Source organism: Pseudomonas sp. GM33 (genome assembly GCF_000282295.1).
Classification (GTDB): Bacteria; Pseudomonadota; Gammaproteobacteria; order Pseudomonadales; family Pseudomonadaceae; genus Aquipseudomonas; species Aquipseudomonas laurylsulfatiphila.
In genome coordinates this window covers 1-18,714 of sequence record NZ_AKJO01000122.1, presented here as the reverse complement: position 1 = coordinate 18,714, position 18,714 = coordinate 1, and the positions used below count along the sequence as shown (strand labels likewise).

The 18,714-nt window shown below is 61.3% G+C and carries 15 protein-coding genes; 6 read left to right on the top strand and 9 right to left on the bottom strand.

Features of this window, described 5'->3' with window-relative positions:
• Positions 1–7 precede the first annotated feature (7 nt).
• Positions 8–910, bottom strand: a complete 903-nt coding sequence (locus tag PMI26_RS07630; RefSeq protein WP_015093203.1) for a LysR family transcriptional regulator — start codon at positions 908–910, stop codon at positions 8–10.
• A gap of 103 nt (positions 911–1,013) precedes the next feature.
• Between PMI26_RS07630 and PMI26_RS07635 the strand changes: the two genes are divergently transcribed.
• The 4 genes from PMI26_RS07635 to PMI26_RS07650 all read left to right on the top strand — a co-directional run bounded on the left by PMI26_RS07635 (position 1,014) and on the right by PMI26_RS07650 (position 4,533).
• Positions 1,014–1,346, top strand: coding sequence for a DMT family transporter (locus PMI26_RS07635; protein WP_007977444.1), 333 nt, complete (start codon positions 1,014–1,016; stop codon positions 1,344–1,346).
• Positions 1,347–1,547: 201 nt separating this feature from the next.
• Positions 1,548–2,723 carry an NAD(P)/FAD-dependent oxidoreductase gene (locus PMI26_RS07640; protein ID WP_007977443.1) on the top strand — a complete coding sequence of 392 codons (1,176 nt, stop codon included), beginning with the start codon at positions 1,548–1,550 and terminating at the stop codon, positions 2,721–2,723.
• Positions 2,720–3,532 carry an aldo/keto reductase gene (locus PMI26_RS07645; RefSeq protein ID WP_007977442.1) on the top strand — a complete coding sequence of 271 codons (813 nt, stop codon included), beginning with the start codon at positions 2,720–2,722 and terminating at the stop codon, positions 3,530–3,532. Before PMI26_RS07640 ends, PMI26_RS07645 begins: the two co-directional genes overlap by 4 nt.
• 32 nt (positions 3,533–3,564) lie before the next feature.
• On the top strand, positions 3,565–4,533 hold the full coding sequence (locus PMI26_RS07650) for a hypothetical protein (RefSeq protein ID WP_007977441.1): 969 nt from the start codon (positions 3,565–3,567) through the stop codon (positions 4,531–4,533).
• Positions 4,534–4,674: 141 nt separating this feature from the next.
• Here the strand turns inward: PMI26_RS07650 and hldE are convergent, their stop codons facing one another.
• Both hldE and msbA read right to left on the bottom strand, forming a co-directional pair.
• Positions 4,675–6,099: a bifunctional D-glycero-beta-D-manno-heptose-7-phosphate kinase/D-glycero-beta-D-manno-heptose 1-phosphate adenylyltransferase HldE gene (gene hldE, locus PMI26_RS07655; RefSeq protein ID WP_007977440.1), complete on the bottom strand. Its 1,425-nt coding sequence runs from the start codon at positions 6,097–6,099 to the stop codon at positions 4,675–4,677.
• 176 nt (positions 6,100–6,275) lie between these two features.
• Positions 6,276–8,078, bottom strand: a complete 1,803-nt coding sequence (gene msbA / locus PMI26_RS07660) for a lipid A export permease/ATP-binding protein MsbA (RefSeq protein ID WP_007977438.1) — start codon at positions 8,076–8,078, stop codon at positions 6,276–6,278.
• Between the two features lie 154 nt (positions 8,079–8,232).
• On the opposite strand from msbA, the gene PMI26_RS07665 reads away from it, so the two are divergent.
• Both PMI26_RS07665 and PMI26_RS07670 read left to right on the top strand, forming a co-directional pair.
• A complete protein-coding gene (locus PMI26_RS07665; RefSeq protein WP_007977436.1) occupies positions 8,233–10,095 on the top strand; it encodes a bifunctional O-antigen ligase/aminoglycoside phosphotransferase family protein in 1,863 nt (620 codons plus the stop codon).
• Positions 10,095–11,315: an acyltransferase family protein gene (locus tag PMI26_RS07670; protein WP_007977434.1), complete on the top strand. Its 1,221-nt coding sequence runs from the start codon at positions 10,095–10,097 to the stop codon at positions 11,313–11,315. Before PMI26_RS07665 ends, PMI26_RS07670 begins: the two co-directional genes overlap by 1 nt.
• Positions 11,316–11,338: 23 nt before the next feature.
• On the opposite strand, the gene PMI26_RS07675 is transcribed toward PMI26_RS07670, so the two are convergent.
• The 6 genes from PMI26_RS07675 to PMI26_RS07700 are packed head-to-tail and all read right to left on the bottom strand — an operon-like array spanning position 11,339 to position 18,589.
• Complete coding sequence (locus PMI26_RS07675; RefSeq protein ID WP_007977432.1) at positions 11,339–12,223, bottom strand: glycosyltransferase; 885 nt, start codon at positions 12,221–12,223, stop codon at positions 11,339–11,341.
• Positions 12,220–13,374, bottom strand: a complete 1,155-nt coding sequence (locus PMI26_RS07680; RefSeq protein ID WP_007977430.1) for a glycosyltransferase family 4 protein — start codon at positions 13,372–13,374, stop codon at positions 12,220–12,222. The genes PMI26_RS07675 and PMI26_RS07680 overlap by 4 nt, the downstream gene beginning before the upstream one ends.
• Positions 13,371–14,813, bottom strand: coding sequence for a PIG-L deacetylase family protein (locus tag PMI26_RS07685; protein WP_007977428.1), 1,443 nt, complete (start codon positions 14,811–14,813; stop codon positions 13,371–13,373). Before PMI26_RS07685 ends, PMI26_RS07680 begins: the two co-directional genes overlap by 4 nt.
• Before the next feature lie 8 nt (positions 14,814–14,821).
• Positions 14,822–15,718 carry an antimicrobial resistance protein Mig-14 gene (locus PMI26_RS07690; RefSeq protein ID WP_007977425.1) on the bottom strand — a complete coding sequence of 299 codons (897 nt, stop codon included), beginning with the start codon at positions 15,716–15,718 and terminating at the stop codon, positions 14,822–14,824.
• Positions 15,718–16,848 carry a glycosyltransferase gene (locus PMI26_RS07695; RefSeq protein ID WP_007977423.1) on the bottom strand — a complete coding sequence of 377 codons (1,131 nt, stop codon included), beginning with the start codon at positions 16,846–16,848 and terminating at the stop codon, positions 15,718–15,720. Before PMI26_RS07695 ends, PMI26_RS07690 begins: the two co-directional genes overlap by 1 nt.
• Complete coding sequence (locus PMI26_RS07700; protein WP_007977421.1) at positions 16,832–18,589, bottom strand: carbamoyltransferase family protein; 1,758 nt, start codon at positions 18,587–18,589, stop codon at positions 16,832–16,834. The genes PMI26_RS07695 and PMI26_RS07700 overlap by 17 nt, the downstream gene beginning before the upstream one ends.
• Positions 18,590–18,714: the final 125 nt, after the last annotated feature.

The window sequence follows — 18,714 nt, the reverse complement described above, 5'->3', positions numbered from 1 at the left end:
GCGGAGTTTATCGGCTTTTTTCACCAATCGTCTGCAAGTGCACGGCAAAACGTTCGGCGAGCCAGCGTGCGGCCGGACCGAGGGGCTCGTCCCGGCGCCATACCAGCTCCACCACCAGGGCCGGCGGGGTCCATTCGCTGACCAGTTCGACCATCTGGTTCTGATAAGTCGGGTATTGCACCACGTGGCGCGGCAACCACGCCCAGCCGAGGCCGCGCACCAGCCATTCGGCCATCACATAGAAGCTGTCGGCGCGCCAGACTTGCGGGCTGGCGGGATCACTGCCCGGATAAATGCTCGACTCCGTGGACATCAGCAACTGCCGATGCTGCGCCAATTGCTGGCCGTCCACCGTGCCTTTGCCCGCCAACGGATGATCCTTGCCGCACACCGTGACCATTTCCACGCTGCCCAGCACGCGACGCTCAAGCGCCTCGGGAATCTGATCGTGAAAGAACAGCAACCCCAGATCGGCGCGCCGCTCCACCAGCTTGCGCGCGACATCGCCCTGGGCGGCACTGGTCAGTTGCACTTCAAGGCTGGGGAATTTTTCCGCCAGGGCCTCGAAGCTTTCGATGATCGGCTGATAAGGCATTGCCTCATCCTGCGCCACGCGCAGTCGTGCCTCCTGGCCGCGCATCATCGCCAATGCCCGGCCATTGAGTCGTTCACACTGACGCAACACTTCCCGCGCTTCGTCCAGCAAAGCGGTACCGGCTTCAGTGAGCTTCGGCTGACGGCCGCTGCTGCGGTCGAACAGGCTGACGCCCAGGTCATCCTCCAGCAACGCTATCGCACTGCTGACAGCCGACTGCGCCTTGCGCTGATCCCGCGCCACGGCCGAAAACGAACGCTGCTCCGCTACGCTGACAAACAACCGCAGTTGCTCCAGATTCCACTGCATGCTCATGGCTCAACCCATCTCTTTAACAGATAGGTAATGACTTTACCGCATCTGGCAAATCACTAGAATGCCGACCTCAGAGAGCAACACTTCATACGAGGATTGACCCATGACCGCTTACTACTACCTGGCCATTGCCATCTGCGCCGAAGTGATTGCCACTGTTTCGATGAAAGCCGTCAAAGGCCTCAGCACCCCGCTGCCACTGGTGCTGGTCATCCTCGGCTACGGCATTGCCTTCTGGATGCTGACCCTGGTGGTGCGCAGCGTTCCCGTGGGTGTGGCGTATGCCGTATGGGCCGGCATGGGGATCGTGATGGTCAGCGTCGCGGCGCTGTTTATCTACGGGCAGAAGCTGGATGTGCCGGCGATGCTGGGGATGGCGTTGATTGTGCTGGGGGTTGTGGTCATCCAGCTCTTCTCCAAGACTGCAGGGCATTAGAACTCGAAACGCGACCCCCTGTGGGAGCGAGCTTGCTCGCGATGACGGCATGGAATTCAACATCAATGTTGACTGACCCACCGCTATCGCGAGCAAGCTCGCTCCCACAGGGTTACTCGTTGGCTCGAGAGTACTGGCGTCAGCCCCTCCAATCTTCGAGTCTGTATACTGCGCCCTCGTCTTGAACACAGAGGTCGCTGCATGCCATCCGTTATTTCCACCGACGTTCTGATTGTCGGCGCTGGTGTCGCCGGCCTCTGGCTGAATGCGCGCCTGCGCCGCCAGGGTTTTTCGACCGTGCTGGTGGAAAGCGCCAGCCTCGGCGGCGGGCAGACCGTGAAGTCCCAGGGCATTATCCACGGTGGTGCCAAGTACGCATTGCACGGCGCCCTGACCGGCGCTTCGGAGGCCATCGCCGATATGCCGCGCCGCTGGCGCGAAGCCCTGGCCGGTGACGGCGAGCTGGACCTGTCGGGTGTGCGCCTGCTCTCCGAAGCCCATTACCTGTGGTCCCCCGGCACCCTCGCCGGCAACCTGACCAGTTTCTTCGCCAGCAAGGCCGTGCGCGGTCGCGTCGATCAGGTCAAGGGCGACCAGTTGCCGCCCGCGCTGCAGGACAAGCGCTTCAAGGGCAAGGTCTATCGCCTGGCGGAACTGGTGATCGATGTGCCGAGCCTGGTCCAGCGCCTCGCCGACCTCGCCGGTGACGGCTTGCTCGCCGGGCAGAAGATCGAACCGCTGCTGGAGGGTGGCAAGCTGGTCGGCCTGATCGTCGATGAGCGCGAGATCCGCGCCCAGCGCATCGTCTTGAGCGCCGGTGCAGGCACGGCGCAACTGCTCGAAGCATTGGGCCTCAGCGAGCCGGCGATGCAGCGTCGACCGCTGCACATGATCATCGCCAAGGGGCCGAGCCTCAAACCGCTGTACGCCCACTGCCTGGGCGGCGGCACCAAACCGCGCATTACCGTCACCACCCACCCGGCCGCCGACGGTCAATGGGTCTGGTACATGGGTGGCGACATCGCCGAAAGCGAAGGCGTGCTCCGTGAGCCTGCGGAGCAAATCGCCACCGCACAGAAAGAACTCGGCCAGTTGCTGCCGTGGATCGACTTGAGCACGGTGCAGTGGGCCACCCTGCGCGTTGATCGCGCCGAACCCCTGCAATCGGGCCTGACCCGCCCCGACAATGCGTTTCTCGCAGAAGAAGGCCGGCTGCTGGTGGGCTGGCCAACCAAACTCGCCCTGGCGCCGGACTTCGCTGACCGCGTGATCGCCAGCCTGACCCGCGACGGTATCCAGCCAGGCCACCCGGCAGCGCTGCCTGTACTGCCGAAGCCACCGATGGGCGTACCGGCCTGGGAGCAACTGTTGCCATGAGCCAACCGACCCTGCATGACTTGCATCGCCCGCTGGGCAGCAGCGGCCTGCTGGTTTCACCCCTGGGCCTGGGCACGGTGAAACTGGGCCGCGACCAAGGCGTGAAATACCCCAGCGGCTTCCGGATTCCCGATGACGATGAAGCGCGCATGCTGCTCAAGCTCGCCCGCGACCTGGGCATCAACCTGATCGACACTGCCCCGGCCTATGGCCGCAGCGAAGAACGCCTGGGCCCATTGCTGCGCGGCCAGCGTCAGGATTGGGTGATTGTCAGCAAGGTGGGTGAAGAGTTTGCCGACGGCCAGTCCCGTCATGATTTCAGCGCGGCACACACGCGAATGTCGGTAGAGCGCAGCCTGCAACGCCTGGAAACGGACTTCATCGATCTGGTGCTGGTGCACTCCGATGGCAACGATCTGGCGATCCTCAATGACTGCGAAGTCTACGAAACCCTCGCCGAACTCAAGGCCGAAGGCAAGATTGGCGGCTTCGGGTTTTCCGGCAAGACCGTCGAAGGCGGATTGAAGGCGCTGGAGCAAGGCGACTGCGCGATGGTCACCTACAATCTGAACGAACAAAACGAGAAGGCCGTCATTGACTATGCTGCTGCACACGGCAAAGCCATTCTGGTCAAGAAAGCCCTCGCCAGCGGTCACGTATGCCTGAGTCCGGGCGTGGACCCGGTGCGCGCCAGTTTCGAGTTGCTGTTTGAACATCCGGGCGTTGCCAGTGCTATTGTCGGGACCATCAACCCGCTGCACCTCGCCCACAATGTCGCGACCGTTGCCCAGGTCCTACGTAGCCACTGACGCCGCTCACGCGGCCTTAAGCAGGAGCCGACATGTCGCGCACGCTCATCAGAAAGAACCCGAGCAACTTCAAGACCCTGCCGTTATTCGTCGAAGCGACTCCTGAAGGCCTGAGCTACCAGAGCGTCGGCAGGCCGCTGAATTTCTCCCAGACCCTGCAACGTCGTCGGCCGGTCACGGTCGGCGACAGCGAACGATTTGCCCTGGAACTGGCCAATCTCGGGGTCTCGGTGCGCCTGACCCTGCATTGGCAGAATCGCGACTACTGGGTGCTGGTGCGTCAGCGTCGGCAGGACCGTGGCGACGTGGTGCTCAAGCTGATCTCCGGTTACGTGCCGGCCCACGAACTGAACCTCCCCCTGCACACGGCGATCCAGGAGATTGCCGAGGAATGCCTGCTGGAAACCCCGGAAGGCTGGCTCGGTGGCCGGTTCAATGACACCTGGCTGCCGGCGCCCTACTCGGCCGCCCTGCATTACCGCGAAGCCCTGCCGTTTCGCTTGTCGCCACTGTCCGGTTCGGCGCGGCCGGTGCGTTGCGCCAACCTGACGTTGATGGAGCGTCCGCGGGCTTATGTGCATTTGCCGACGGCGTCGCTGCAGTTGATTTATGACCTGCGCCTGGACGTTCCCAAGGAAGCCAAATCCCTGAGCCTGTTCCATGTCGATGAAAGGCTGGAAGGCGATCAACTCGTCGCCCGTCTCGATCGCAAGCGCCCCGACCTGTACTTGATGCCCTTGCAGGACGGCCACCCGATGGCTGAGCTCTACACCCTGAAAAAGGATCAGTTGCACCCGGCCAGCACGCGCGGCCTTTACCTGGCCGAGAGTTTTGCCCGACAGGAAGGCTGGCTGGTGCGCGATGAACGAATCCGCTGGAAAGACTGGGTGAGGCAGCAGGGTTTGACCCCGCCGGGGAAGGATTCGGGCTTGGCGCGGTTACGCGGGAAGGCCAAGCTGCTGCTGAAGAAAATTGTGCCGCGCAAGAAGGTCAGCTCTTAAAGCGAAAGATCGCCGCCCCTGTAGGAGCGAGCTTGCTCGCGATGGACGTTAACGATAATGCGTACTCGCTGAATAAACGCGTCGTACTTGAGTCCATCGCGAGCAAGCTCGCTCCTACAGAGGCTGCGATCTTTTACGGCTTCATTCGGACTTGCGGATCTTCTCGACAATCGCCGTGGTCGAGCTGTTTTCCACCAGGCCCAGCACTTTCACGGTACCGCCGTAGGCAGTCACGATGTCCGCGCCGACCACCTGGTCGATCCCGTAGTCGCCACCCTTGACCAGCACGTCCGGCTTGATCGCGCTCAGCAGGTTTTCCGGGGTTCCTTCCGGGAAACTGATGACCCAGTCCACCGCGCCCAACCCGGCCAGCACCGCCATGCGCCGGTCGACACTATTGATTGGACGGCCCGGCCCTTTCAGGCGGCTGACCGATGCATCGTCGTTGATCGCGACGATCAGACGATCGCCCTGGGCCCGCGCCTGTTCCAGATAGGTCACGTGGCCGGCATGCAGGATGTCGAAGCAACCGTTGGTGAACACGATCCGCTCGTTATGCGCGCGGGCATCATCGACCGCAAGCAGCAGTTGCTCAAGACCCAGCACTCCGCGCTCGGACCCCTCCGCGCGTTGAATCGCGCGACGCAATTCCGGTGCACTGATGGCCGCCGTACCGAGCTTGCCGACCACGATACCGGCCGCCAGGTTGGCCAGGGCCACAGCGTGAGGCAGTTCTTCACCCGCGGCAATCGCTGCTGCCAGGGTGGAAATCACTGTATCGCCGGCACCGGTCACGTCGAACACTTCGCGGGCACGGGCCGGCAAGTGCAGCGCTGGATGATCCGGACGCAGCAAGGTCATCCCGTGCTCGCCACGGGTCACCAGCAAGGCACCGAGGTCCAGGTCGTGCATCAGTTGCGCGCCCTTGTTGACCAACTCGTGTTCATCGGCGCACCCACCGACGATGGTTTCGAATTCGTTGAGGTTCGGCGTGATCAGGCTTGCACCACGGTAGATCGAAAAATCCTTGCCCTTTGGATCGGCCAGCACCGGAATGCCACGGGCCCGGGCGGCCTGGATCAGCGCCTGGTGATTTTTCAGTGCGCCTTTGCCGTAGTCGGACAGCACCAGCACCTTGATGCCTTCGAGCAACTCGTCGACCTGCGCGGCCAGCGCCAGCGCGTCGGTGGCGAAGGGTTCTTCGAAGTCGATACGCAGCAGTTGCTGGTGACGACTCATGACCCGCAGCTTGACGATGGTCGGCTGGTGCTCAATGCGCTGGAAAATGGCGCGCACGCCAGCGCCCTTGAGGCTGTTGACCAGGCTATTGGCAGCTTCATCGTCGCCGGTTACACCGACCAGCGAAGCCGGAGCCCCCAGGGCGGCAATGTTCAAGGCAACGTTGGCAGCGCCACCCGGACGGTCCTCGATGTGATCGACCTTGACCACCGGCACCGGCGCCTCAGGGGAAATCCGTGAGGTACCACCATGCCAGTAACGGTCGAGCATGACATCGCCGACCACCAAGACAGGGGCTTGATCGAATCGCGGCATGGACAACTTCATGGTGCAACCCACATACAGAATGAACAGGGGCGCGATATTAACACAGGGTTGGTGTCGGCTTGTGCGGTGGCTGCAACGGGATGATTTGCCGGGTGTTTTTGCTCGTTTTTTGAGCAAAAGAGCCGCCAGCCAACGACACCCGCGCGAAAGGGCGAGCCAGGCTCGCCCTTTCGGGGTCAGGCGATGTCTTCGGCCGGGGCGTCGAGGCCCATCGCGTTGAGGCGCGAGTAGTAGCCGTTTTGCGCCAGCAGTTGCTCGTGGGTGCCGCGCTCGACGATTTTCCCCTGATCCATGACCAGGATCAGGTCGGCCTTCTCGATGGTCGACAAGCGGTGAGCGATCACCAGCGTGGTGCGACCTTTCATGACCTGATCCAGAGCGGCCTGGATATGCCGCTCGGACTCGGTATCGAGTGCCGAAGTCGCCTCGTCGAGAATCAGCAGCGGGGCATTCTTCAACAGCGCCCGGGCAATCGCCAGGCGCTGACGCTGGCCACCGGACAACAGCACGCCGTTTTCCCCGACCTGGGTATCCAGGCCTTCGGGCAATTGAGCGATGAAGTCCATCGCGTAGGCATCTTTCGCCGCTTTTTCGATGTCTTCACGAGGTGCGCCGGCCAGGTCGCCATAGGCGATGTTGTTGGCCACGGTGTCGCTGAACAGGGTCACGTGCTGAGTCACCTGGGCGATATGCCGACGCAGGTTCAACAGCTTGTACTGTTCCACTTCGACGCCATCGATGAGGATTTCGCCCTTGTCGTGGTGATAGAAACGCGGAATCAGGTTGGCCAGGGTCGACTTGCCGCTGCCCGAACGTCCCACCAGCGCCACCATTTGCCCGGGTTCGACCGAGAAACTGATGTCATTGAGCACCTGGCGCTCGGTGTCAGGGTAGGTAAAGCTGAGGTTGCGCACGTCCAGGCGGCCGTTGACGACATCACGCTCGACGGTGCCGGTATCGACTTCAGGCTCGACATCCAGTTGTTCGAAGATACTTTCAGCACCGGCCACACCTTTCTGGATGGTCGAGCTCACCTCGGACAGCTGGCGAATCGGCTTGGGCAGCAGGCCGGCCAGGGTGATGTAGGCCACCATGTCGCCGGCGGACGCATCGCCACGCAGGAACAGCACCAGGAACATCAGCACGGCCATTGCGGTGTAGATCACCAGTTGCAGCAGCGGCGTATAAATGGCGCCGGTGCGGGTCATGCGTAATTGCTTGTCGGTATTGCCCTGGCTGGCGTCGAAGAAGCGTTTCTCTTCGTACTTTTCACCGCCGAAGCTGCGCACCACGCGATAGCCCTGGATCGTTTCGGACGCCACGTGCGTCACGTCTCCCATGGCCAGCTGGATTTTCTTGCTCTGCTTGCGGAATTTCTTGCTGGCCGTGCGCACCATGATGGCAATCAGCGGCAGGATGGCGACCATCACCAGCGTCAGGCGCCAGTTCATGAACAGCAGCGAGGCAAACAGGAAGATCACCGTCATGCCTTCACGAATTACGACCTTGATCGCATCTGTTGCCGCCCCCGTGACCATGGTCACGTTGAAGGTGATACGTGAAATCAGGTGCCCCGAGTTATGCTTGTCGAAATACCGGTTCGGCAACACCAGCAGGTTGTTGAACAGCTGGACCCGCAAGTCATGGACCAGGCCCAGGGAAACCTTGGCCAGGAAGTAGTTGCCCAGGTACGACCCCAGTCCCTGCCACGCGGCGATCAGGATGATCAGCAACGGCACCGCCTGCAGCAGTTGCAGGTCACGCAGGTAGGGCACGGTTGGAAACAGCGCCGCTTCAGGATTGGATAGACCGTCGACGAAGTACTTGAGGATGTAGCCCAGCATTGGCTGCGTCGAAGCGAAAATCAGAAAACCGACGATGCTGATCAGGAACAGGCTGATATACGGCCGGACATAGCCGAGCAGACGGAAGTAGATTTTCAAGCTTGATGGGCTTGCGGAGAGACTGGAGTCGGTCATATCACGCGAATGTCGATGAAAAGGACGCTGACTTTAGCACAGCTTCCCCAGGGTTCTGGCAATCGCATACAGTCTGTGTATTGTGGCGCGTCAAATAGCCACCCGCTGCCCCTGCCTTGGTATGGTCGCTCAATTCAGGAATAAGTTACTCAGCATGCAATTAAACGCTTTGAACAGCACGTCCAATAGAACCTTCGATTTCATTTGTTTGTGGATCCTTCCACTCGGTTACTTATTGCTGCTTTGCGCCCTGTTTTTCCTGCCCGGGCGCAGCGTGCTCCACAAGCTCTACTATGGCCTGTTCAGCATTCCGGCTCTGGTCGCACTGTGCCTGCGGCCGCGGCTCGCCAAGGACCTGCTGCACGAACCGATCGTCATTGCAGTCCTGCTGTTTGTGACATGGGCACTGCTCAGCCTGTCCTGGGGGCCGGGCGACGAAATCAACCTGGGTCAGTTCAAACCGCCATTGCATACCCTGATGCTGTTCGTTGGCTGCTACCTGCTGGTGCGCTATCGCAGCGAAATCATTCAGCCCCTGCTGTTCTGCGCCGCGACGCTGGCGCTGATCATCTCCGCCTACAACCTGTACAGGTTCGGCCTGATCTACGAGCCGGAAATGCGCCTGATCGGAGTCGGCGCGTTCGACAATCCATTGCTCAGCTCCCACGTCTTCGGCTTTTTCTGTACCTACTGGCTAAGCCTGAGCATGACCTGCAAGCGCCCCCGGATACTTTGGTTGAGCTTGCCAGCGATGGCGATCATGTTCGCCACCGTAATGGCCACCGGTTCCAGGACGCCACTGGTTGCACTGACAATCGCTGCGCTGTGGCTGTGTTTCATCTGCTGGAATCGACGCTCGGTCCTTTTGCTTGCCTCCATGATCATTGCCGGAACGACGACTTTCGCGCTATTTGCGGACAAGATCTTCGAAAGAGGCAGCTCCTTCCGCATCGAGCTCTGGCAATTGACCCTGGGCCGGATCGCGGAGCATCCGTGGATCGGACATGGCTACAACGCCGAGTTGACCCTGGACCCGGGCGTCGGCTACAGCCTGCAAGAGCCCCATAGCTTTGCCCTGGGCGTGCTCTACTACGTCGGCATTATCGGCCTGCTGCCATGGCTGTTCTTCCACGCATGGGGCTTCATCAGTAGCCGGCGCCATCGCGTGCAACCGCTGTTCATCATTGCCTCGGCCTGGCTGGCCTTCGGTATCGGCGCGGGCCTGACTGAAGGTGGCGGGATTATCTCGCGCCCCAAGGAGCACTGGTTCCTGCTGTGGATCCCCCTGGCGCTGGTTGCCGCATTGAGCATCAACCAACGTGCCAGACGCCTGTTGGACACACCGATCAAGGCCGCGACGCCAAGCGCCCTGCAGCAGCTGATTGCCGATGCCAGGGTCATCGAAGAAGACGGTTTGGGCCCCAAAGTCCTGCGCCTGACCGACGGCAGCTTTCTCAAGCTGTTTCGCCGTCGCCGATGGTATACCTCGGGCAGTTTCACGCCCTATTCCGATCGCTTTGCCGTCAACAGCGTGCAACTGCGCGGCATGGGCATCCCGACCCCGCAGATCCTCGATCTTTACCGGTTCGAAGACGGCAGCACTGCGGTGCACTACTCGCCGTTGCCGGGCAACACGCTGCGCCAGATCCTGCAAGGCATCACCGCCCCGGCGGTGCGCCAGGCACTGGTGGAGCGCTTCGGCAAATTCATGGCTCAACTGCATCACAAAGGGGTCTACTTCCGCTCCCTGCACCTGGGCAATGTGCTGGTGCTGGAGGACGGTGAGTTCGGCCTGATCGACCTGGCCGACCTGCGAATCTACCCTTCATCATTGAGCCCTTCCCTGCGTCGGCGTAATCTGCGCCATATGCAGCGCTACGCAGTAGATCGACGTTGGCTGTTCGAAGACCACTTCGAAGCGCTGCTGCAGGGATACGCCGCGGCGGCCTCAAAAGCCGACGTGGAAAATTTGCACAGGCAAGTGCTGGCGGGGAGTCCTCCGGCCCGGGCTCACTGATGATAGAAACCAACCCGCTTATCGCGATGACGGGCTACCTGCTTGCCATCGCGACCGCTGCGCTTGTGCTGCGCACGGTGCCAGGATTCGCCCGACAGCTGGAACATGGTGGTGAAAGCCGCTTTGCCAGCATTGACGGCTTGCGCGGGTACCTGGCTTTCGGCGTTTTCGTGCACCACTCGATCATCACCTGGATCTTTCTGCGCACCGGCGTGATCGATTTTCCGCCGAGCAATTTCTACTCGCAGCTCGGCCAGGGCAGCGTTGCCCTGTTCTTCATGATCACCGGATTTCTGTTCTGGGACCGCTTGCTCACCCACGGGCGGCAACACGACTGGCTGGCATTTGCGGTATCGCGGCTGTTTCGCCTCTACCCGCTCTATCTGCCGCTGATGTTGACCGTGTTTGTCTGCGTGTTCTATCTGCAGGACTGGGAACTCAAGGACTCCGGTATCCAGCTTATAGGCCAGGCGCTCGCCTGGCTGACCTTCGACCGGCCAGACGTCAACCAGTACCACCAGACGGGCATGCTGATCTCCAATGTCACCTGGACGCTGGGGTACGAGGTGTTTTTCTACCTGGCCCTGCCACTGGCCGCCATGGTGTTCATTTATCGCGGTGGCTGGATGCAGACGGTGCTGTGCCTGATCGGCATCTACGCCCTGTACCAGGTGCTCGGCTGGGAACACTCGCTGAAGAAGCACTTCCTGGCCAGCTTCCTCGGTGGCATCGCAGCGGCGTACTGGATTCGCCGACCACAATGGGTCGCCTGGAGCCTGACTCCACTGGCGGGCATCATCGCCCTGCTCGCCCTGGCCATCGCCTTTACGGTGTTCAGCCGTGCATTCAACCTGGGGGCGCTACTGCTGCTGTCACTGTTTTTTGTGATCGTGGCATCCGGCAATACCCTGTTCGGCGCCCTGAGGCCACGCAGCATTCGCTGGCTGGGGGAAATCAGCTACAGCACGTATTTGCTGCACGGTTTCGTGCTCTGGATTCTGCTGCAGCGACTGCCGCCGTTGTTGCATCTTGACGCCCGGCAAGCCTGGGTCTTCCTGCCGTTGCTGGCCGTGTGCAGTTGCCTGCTGATCATCATCAGCAGCCTGACTTACCAGTACATCGAAAGGCCCGGCATCAATGCCGGCAAGAAAACCCTGCACTGGTTGCGCCAGAACAGGAAGGCCGGGGAAGAACTGGAGAAGACGGCTCAACAACGCTGAGTATTCCCCCCTTCCCCCCTGCCTCAGCCTTTCTCCAGCCGTGAGAAATACATCCGCCCCAACCCACGCCAGGTTTTCTTGTTCCAGGCCTTGAAGGGAATCTGCGCCAGCAACTCACGCGCCAGCTTGCGATCACGGTTGGCGGTCTTGAGGAACATGGAATTGAGAAACTTGTAGCGCACCTCGTCATACAGCGGGTGATCGCTGAAGAGCGCGTAGGTGCGCAGGATGCTGTCGATCATGAATCGGTGGTTCTTGTAGGAGTTGGTGGCGTGCTTGCGATAGCGCGCCATCAACACGTTCAGACCATCAATGAAGTAACCGGCATGGGTCACCTTCAACTCGATCAGCAAATCTTCCAGGCGAATGGTCGGGTCGAAACCGCCCACCTTCTCCAGCGCTTCGCGCCGGATCATCAGGGTGGGTGCCGGAGGATAGGGCTTGCGCTCCAGGAACATGTCATCGAAGTCCAGGCGACGGAACGGCACATCCCGGCGCTGGCGCTTCTCCGGGTAGAGGTTGCCGTCGGCATCGATCAGCTCGATGTTGCCGGCGCAAATGCCGACCTCGGGCTTGCCGTCCATATGCGCGACCTGAATGGCGATTCGCTCCGGCAACATGATGTCATCCGAACCGAACGGCACGATCAGGCTGCCCTTTGCCCGGGCAATCGCACCATTGAGGGTGTTGGTCAGCCCCTGGTTTTCCTGGACCCGGAAGTCGAAATCATGGGTGGCCTGCAACGCCTTGATCCGCTCGACGCTGTCATCCTTCGAACCATCGTCGACCACCAGCAACTCAATGTTCCGATAGGTTTGGTTGAGGACGCTGAGAATGCTCTGCTCGATGTAGGGGCCGTGGTTGTACGACGCGATAATGACCGTGACGATGGGTTGCGCGTCGTTCATGGCTGTTCCTTGCGGGCCTGTTCCAGGCCGGAGTCGATCAGATTGAGGTATTCACGACGGAACGCCTCGATGTCATGGTGTTGTTGCAGATAACGGAAAGACTGCTCGCCCTTGGCCTTGAGTTCGTCATCCGACAGCCCGAGGTAAGTGTCCAACGCAGCCTGCAGCGTCGGCACATCCTTGGGCGTAATCGCCAGGCCACCGGCCCCCTCGATGAGCGGCAACATGGCCGGCACGTTCGAGGCAATCACCGGCAAATGCCCGCTCATGCCTTCCAGCAGCGCCAACCCGAGGCCCTCGGCCAGGGACGGCATGGTCCAGATGTCGAAAGCGCGAATGTACTGCAGGGCAATTTCCTTGAACCCCAGCAAATGGGCGCGACCGCCGAGGCCGAGACGGTCGATTTCCGCGGCCAGGCGCGACTCTTCGCGACCGGCACCGATGATCGCCAACTGGGTATTCGGGTATTTGTCCTTGAGCGCGGCAAAGGCCTGCAGCAAATAGATATGCCCCTTGACCGGCACCAGCCGCCCCAGTGCACCGATCAGCCGTACCGACGGATCGATGCCGAGCATTTCACGGGCTTTCTCGCGGCTGTGCTGCAAAGCCTCGGCCTGCTCGATGTCGATGGCGTTGGTGATAGCATAGGTATTCTGGTCGGTGAAGCCACAGTCGCAGTCCAGCAGATACTGCTTCACCGCTGGCGACACGCCGACGAAACGCCAGTGACGATCGATCAGGCGCTGGGTCTGGCGGCGCCGGTAAAAACGGTCGTACTCGCCAAAGCCGTGGGAAATACCAATGCACAACGGCACTTTCAACCAGCGGTTGAGCGCCAGCATCATGTTCACCGGCTTGAAGCGGTTGCAGATCACCACATCGAATTTTTCCCGGCGGCAGAACTTGTACAGCTGCCACATCGCCCGCAGGCGCATGCCCTTGAGGGACTTGTCGGAAAACTCGAAGTACACCGAACGATCGGCCCGGCTCACCGCTTCGCCCGGCCCGGGTTTACCCCGCAGAAACGCGGCGGTCACTTCATATCGATCGGTGGGCAGGGCCTTGACGATTTGCTCCGCAAGGTCGGCGAAATCATGGGCTTTGACGTTGTAGTCAGGCTGCAGCTGCAGGACCTTTGACCGCTGACTCATAACTCTCCCCGCTGAGAAACATTGCCTGGTGTGTGCTTGATGGACCACAAAAGCTCGTGGCGCCGGACGGCCTTGCGAAAGAATTCGTTCTCGCCATAAGTGGGCGGCACCCGGCCAGCCAACAACCGTTGGATCAAGCGACGCAAGCGGCGCTTGAACGGCATCGGCGGCTGCAGGTCGTGCATCATGCCCAATGCCATGGCCTTGTCCCGCTGTTGCTCCAGCGGCATCGGCAGGCAATAGGGCTGCATCGGCTGGACGGAATCGAAGGCCGGCGGCAAGGCGATGCCGTCACCGCTATCGCCCATCGGCCAGCGGTCGTTGTCGTGCAAGTGGTTGGCGTAGCCCAACAGCGTGGTCGGTTGCCAGTCCAGGCCTTGCAAGGCCTCGATAACTGCCGCCTGGGCGCAGATATGATCGGGATGCGGATCCAGGGTCGGATGCGGCAGCACGATGACCTCTGGCCGGGCCCGCAGCAGCAATTCGCGCAGATCGGCCAGCAGATTGTTCCAGGTCGGTGCGCCATCGGCATCGCCTGGCAGTGCGAAAGAATTCAGCTGGCGAAATAGTCGGGTGTCGCTCAGGTCCGCTTCCCGCGATCCCGCCGGCACACCGGGCGCGGCCTGCATGCTCGCCAGTTGCAGGCAGAAATAACCCAGCTGTACACAGCGAGCCTCGGGCACACCGGCCCAACGCGGTACGGCAATGCTGTCCCAGGTGCGCAGGCGGCCTTTCAAGCGGGCCGCATCGACCTTGTTCAGGCCCATCTGCCGGTAGTGTTCGGCTTCGATTTCACCGGCAGTCAGCGTGACGATCCAGGTTTCGTCGGCCTGGCTGTACAAACCGTAGGCTGCCAGCTCGGCGTCATCGGCGTGGGGCGCGATGACCATCACCCGCTGACGCCGGTAATCCGGATGTTCCAGTGCCCACAGCACCGGCTCACCGAACACCCGACAGAAACGCCCGCGCAAGCGCAGGTCACCACGGGACAGCGCCTGAGCCTGACCACTGAGATTGAGGTAACGCAGGCCGTTTACGCCCCGCTCGAAGGTTTGTCGGTCAGGGTTTTCGCCCCCCGCCAACTCGACCACCGGATCGAAAAAACGACCCAGCCAGGTGCTTTTTACCCGCAGGGCCAGCACCAGCGTCGCGTCGTCGACCAGCATCACACCCTCGTCCAGGCGCAAGTGTTCACCGCTCAGGTGCACCTTGGGCTGTGGCGTGTACGGGGGAAAGCTGTACTGATAATCGTCTTTCGGCGAGTAGAACAGATGGTCGGCAAACCAGGCTTCATGGGCCATCCAGCCCAGTACCGCCAGCACCAGCGGCAACCACCAGGCCACCAGCACACCGATGAAGATCAACAGCACCAGTGCAATCAACAGGCCGATGCGTTTAGTGCGCCGATGGCGCTTGAGCAGTTGCTGTTTGCGGCTCATGGCTTGGCTCATACGGTGAAGACCGGCACAGGGTTGCACCAGCGATCCTTGTATTCACGGTCGGCGCGACCGAAAGAAAAACGCAACGGCTTGTCCAGCGCCCTGGCATGCTCCCAGGCGCTTTGCGTATTGAGAAAACTCAGCACACTGCCGGGGCTGAACTCGCGAGTCTCGGGATCGACCCCGCCATTGATGTACTCGACGCTGATCCACTGCGGGGTTTCGACGCGGTACACCAATTGAATCGCAATCGGCGCATCGTTGAGAAAAATCACCGAACCGATCAGCAACTCGCGCAGCAACTCGATGACCTCGGCCATGCGTTCGGCCCCCGTCGCCGGGAAACCCCAGCGGCGCTGGAACAGGTCGCAATAAATCGCTGACAGATCAAAGCTGGAAAATTCGGACACCGGCCGCACCACGCCCCCGGCCTCTTCCAGCAGGCGCAATTCACGGCGCTGGTTGTAGCGAAATTTCTTCGACAGCTCCTCGGGGGTACGAGCCATGGCCAGTTGCTCGGCCTGCAACCTGATGCCGGTGAACCGCCCCTCGTTCAACGCCGACAGATAGCGCGCGCGATGACGCAAAGGCGCCTGGGCATCGGCCGCGGCCGGCAGGATGATCTCGGCGTTGCCCAGGTCGAACAGGCCTTTCTTGCCGCGACGCTTGAGCACGTCCTTGGACAAGGCCAGGTCGCGCCCCCAAGTCGGGATCGCCGCCTTGACCTCATCACCCTGCATCCAGGCCAGGTAACGCACCGGGATGTCTGCCAGTTGCGCCAGGCGCTCGACCACCATGGGATGAGTCGCGACGCTGCCGCCATAGCGCTGCCAGGTTTCGGCGTAAGTCGAGGCGTCGACTACCGCCCAGCCACGCTCGCGCCAGCCTTGAAATCGGTTGAGCATCAGCCCCTCTGTGCCAGTTCGGTAACGTGCGGCAAGTGCCAGAAAGCATCGCGCACTGCGCGGTCGGAAAAGCGTTCGCGCAAGCGCTCGAGCATCATCTCGGCACACTGTCGGCGTTGCTGATCATCCATGCCGGCCAGGTGTTGCAGGCCCTGGGCCAGATGTCCGGCATCACCCAAAGGGAACAGGATGCCCACGCCTTCGACCACTTCCTTCGCGCCGCCGCACGCCGTGGCGAGCAAGGGGACGCCGGCGGCCATGGCCTCCAGCAGCACCATGCCGAACGGTTCGTGATCGGAGCTCAGGGCGAACACATTGAAAGCGCGGAAATAGTTGCGCGCATCCGGCACCTGGCCGAGGAACAGCACCCGGTCGCCGATACCCAGCTCGCGGGCCTGAGCCTTGAGATCTTCCTCCAGGCGCCCCTTGCCGAGAATCACCAACTGGCTGTTGGCCGGCAACTGCGGCAATGCCTCGGCGAAACCATCGAGCAGCGTGGCCTGGTCCTTGTCCGGATGCAGGCGTCCGACGTTGCCGACAATCCAGGCATCCGCCGCCAGCCCGAGGGTTTCCCGGGCCTCGCGAGCCGATACCTGGGTGGCTTGCAAGGCATCGACGTTGATGCGGTTGTACAACGTCTGAATTCGCGAGGCCGGCCACTTCGGCAGGCAACTGCGCATGTCATCGCGTACCGCGTCGGACACACCGAGCAGGCTCAAACGCTTGCGGAATATATGGGCGAACAGTTTGCGGCTGCCGCGCTTGTAGTCTTCAAACCCGTGGTGCACGCCAATGACCGGCAACGACGTACCGAGCAGGGCGATATAGATAGGCTTGAAGCGATGAGCGATGCAGAAACTGAAGTTGCGCGACGCGGCGATCTTGCGCAGATCGCCGATGGCGCCCAGTTTCAGGCCACGAATGGCCTTGGAACTGTACTCCATGAACAGCACCTCGTCGGAGGCGCAGCCCGCGGCGACTTCGGCATCGGCAACCCCGGTGAGAAACACCGTGGTCACGCGATAGCCAGTCCCCGCGAACAGGCTGGCGTACTGCCGTGCGCAGTCCAGGAACGGCCCGTCATAGCCGTGGCAGAACTGCAGCACATGACGTTCAGCCGAACGTGTCATAGGCGTTTGCGCCCTCTTTGACCACCAGGATGTCTTCCATGATCAGATACTGTAGATCCGAACCGAAGAACATGTTCAGCGCATCGGTCGGCGAGCAGATCATCGGTTCGCCGCGACGGTTGAGCGAGGTGTTGAGCGACACGCCGTTGCCGGTGAGCACTTCCAGCGCTTTCATCATGTCGTAGTAGCGCGGGTTGTATTCGCGCTTGAGCACCTGGGCGCGGGACGTGCCGTCTTCGTGGACGACTTCCGGCACGCGGGTCTTCCATTCTTCCGCCACTTCGAAGGTGAAGGTCATGAACGGAGCCGGGTGATCGATCTTGATCATCTGCGGCGCCACGGTGTCGAGCATCGACGGGCAGAAAGGCCTCCAGCGCTCACGGAACTTGATCTGGTGGTTGATGCGATCGGCCACGCCGGGCACGCTCGGGCAACCGATGATCGAACGACCACCCAGTGCACGCGGACCGAACTCCATGCGGCCCTGGAACCAGGCCACCGGGTTGCCATCGACCATGATCTTGGCGATCTGCTCCGGCATGTTGTCGAGCTTGCGCCATGTCGGCTTGTTCTCGTGACGGGCGCAGGCCGCGATCACGTCTTCGTTGCTGTACGACGGGCCGAGGTAGACGTGTTCCATCTTCTCGACCGGTACGCCACGGGCGTGGGACACGTAGGCTGCGGCGCCCACTGCGGTACCGGCATCGCCGGACGCCGGCTGTACGAACAGCTCCTTGACGTCGTCGCGTGCGATGATTTTCTGGTTGAGCTTGACGTTCAACGCACAGCCACCGGCGTAGGCCAGCTTACCGGTTTCCTTAAGCACGTCGCCCAGGTAGTAGTCGATCATCTGCAGCGCAATTTTCTCGAACAGCGCTTGAATGCTGGCGGCGTAGTGGATGTAAGGCTCGTCGGCGATGTCGCCTTCGCGCTTGGGACCCAGCCACTCGATCAGCTTCGGCGAGAAGTAGTAACCCTTGCCCTTCTCTTTATAGCGACGCAGGCCGATGACGTTGGCGTAGTCGGTGTTGATCACCAGTTCGCCGTTTTCGAACGAAGCCAGGCGCGAGAAATCGTATTTGCTGGCGTCGCCGTACGGCGCCATGCCCATGACCTTGAACTCACCGTCGAGCATGTCGAAACCGAGGAACTCGGTGATCGCGCCGTACAGGCCGCCGAGGGAGTCCGGATCGAAGAATTCCTTGATCTTGTGGATCTTGCCGTTTACGCCATAGCCGAAGAAGGTCGTGGCGTACTCGCCCTTGCCGTCGATGCCCAGGATCGCGGTTTTTTCCTTGAAGCCGGAGCAGTGGTAGGCGCTGGAGGCGTGGGCCAGGTGGTGTTCGACCGGCTCGATCTTGATCTTCTTCGGATCAAAGCCCAGTTGCTCCAGGCACCAGACGATCTTGTTGCGATAGCGCTTGTAGCGACGGTTGCCCATCAGGATCGCGTCGAGTGCACGGTCCGGGGCGTACCAGTAACGCTTGGCGTACTGCCAGCGGGCCTTGCCGAACAGGCTGATCGGGGCGAACGGGATCGCGACCACGTCAACGTCGGACGGCTTGATACCGGCCTGTTCCAGGCAGAATTTCGCCGATTCGTAGGGCATGCGGTTCTTTGCATGTTTATCGCGTACGAAGCGTTCCTCTTCAGCCGCCGCGACCAGCTTGCCGTCGATGTACAGGGCTGCGGAAGGATCATGGCTAAGGGCGCCGGACAGGCCAAGAATCGTCAATGCCACAGGGGTCTAGCCTCTTTAGTCTGCATGCAGGCGCAAGCGCCTCAAAAATTAATGTGCCCTCGCAAGGGGCGAGAGACAGCTAAAGGGCGGGATTATAGCGTAAAAGCGGCGGCTAGCCTCTAGCC

What these genes read in the sequence shown, in the direction of transcription:
- PMI26_RS07630 (WP_015093203.1), bottom strand. Translation starts at nt 910, where the DNA reads ATGAGCATGCAGTGGAATCTGGAGCAACTGCGGTTGTTTGTCAGCGTA.
- PMI26_RS07635 (WP_007977444.1), top strand. Translation starts at nt 1,014, where the DNA reads ATGACCGCTTACTACTACCTGGCCATTGCCATCTGCGCCGAAGTGATT.
- PMI26_RS07640 (WP_007977443.1), top strand. Translation starts at nt 1,548, where the DNA reads ATGCCATCCGTTATTTCCACCGACGTTCTGATTGTCGGCGCTGGTGTC.
- PMI26_RS07645 (WP_007977442.1), top strand. Translation starts at nt 2,720, where the DNA reads ATGAGCCAACCGACCCTGCATGACTTGCATCGCCCGCTGGGCAGCAGC.
- PMI26_RS07650 (WP_007977441.1), top strand. Translation starts at nt 3,565, where the DNA reads ATGTCGCGCACGCTCATCAGAAAGAACCCGAGCAACTTCAAGACCCTG.
- hldE (WP_007977440.1), bottom strand. Translation starts at nt 6,099, where the DNA reads ATGAAGTTGTCCATGCCGCGATTCGATCAAGCCCCTGTCTTGGTGGTC.
- msbA (WP_007977438.1), bottom strand. Translation starts at nt 8,078, where the DNA reads ATGACCGACTCCAGTCTCTCCGCAAGCCCATCAAGCTTGAAAATCTAC.
- PMI26_RS07665 (WP_007977436.1), top strand. Translation starts at nt 8,233, where the DNA reads ATGCAATTAAACGCTTTGAACAGCACGTCCAATAGAACCTTCGATTTC.
- PMI26_RS07670 (WP_007977434.1), top strand. Translation starts at nt 10,095, where the DNA reads ATGATAGAAACCAACCCGCTTATCGCGATGACGGGCTACCTGCTTGCC.
- PMI26_RS07675 (WP_007977432.1), bottom strand. Translation starts at nt 12,223, where the DNA reads ATGAACGACGCGCAACCCATCGTCACGGTCATTATCGCGTCGTACAAC.
- PMI26_RS07680 (WP_007977430.1), bottom strand. Translation starts at nt 13,374, where the DNA reads ATGAGTCAGCGGTCAAAGGTCCTGCAGCTGCAGCCTGACTACAACGTC.
- PMI26_RS07685 (WP_007977428.1), bottom strand. Translation starts at nt 14,813, where the DNA reads ATGAGCCGCAAACAGCAACTGCTCAAGCGCCATCGGCGCACTAAACGC.
- PMI26_RS07690 (WP_007977425.1), bottom strand. Translation starts at nt 15,718, where the DNA reads ATGCTCAACCGATTTCAAGGCTGGCGCGAGCGTGGCTGGGCGGTAGTC.
- PMI26_RS07695 (WP_007977423.1), bottom strand. Translation starts at nt 16,848, where the DNA reads ATGACACGTTCGGCTGAACGTCATGTGCTGCAGTTCTGCCACGGCTAT.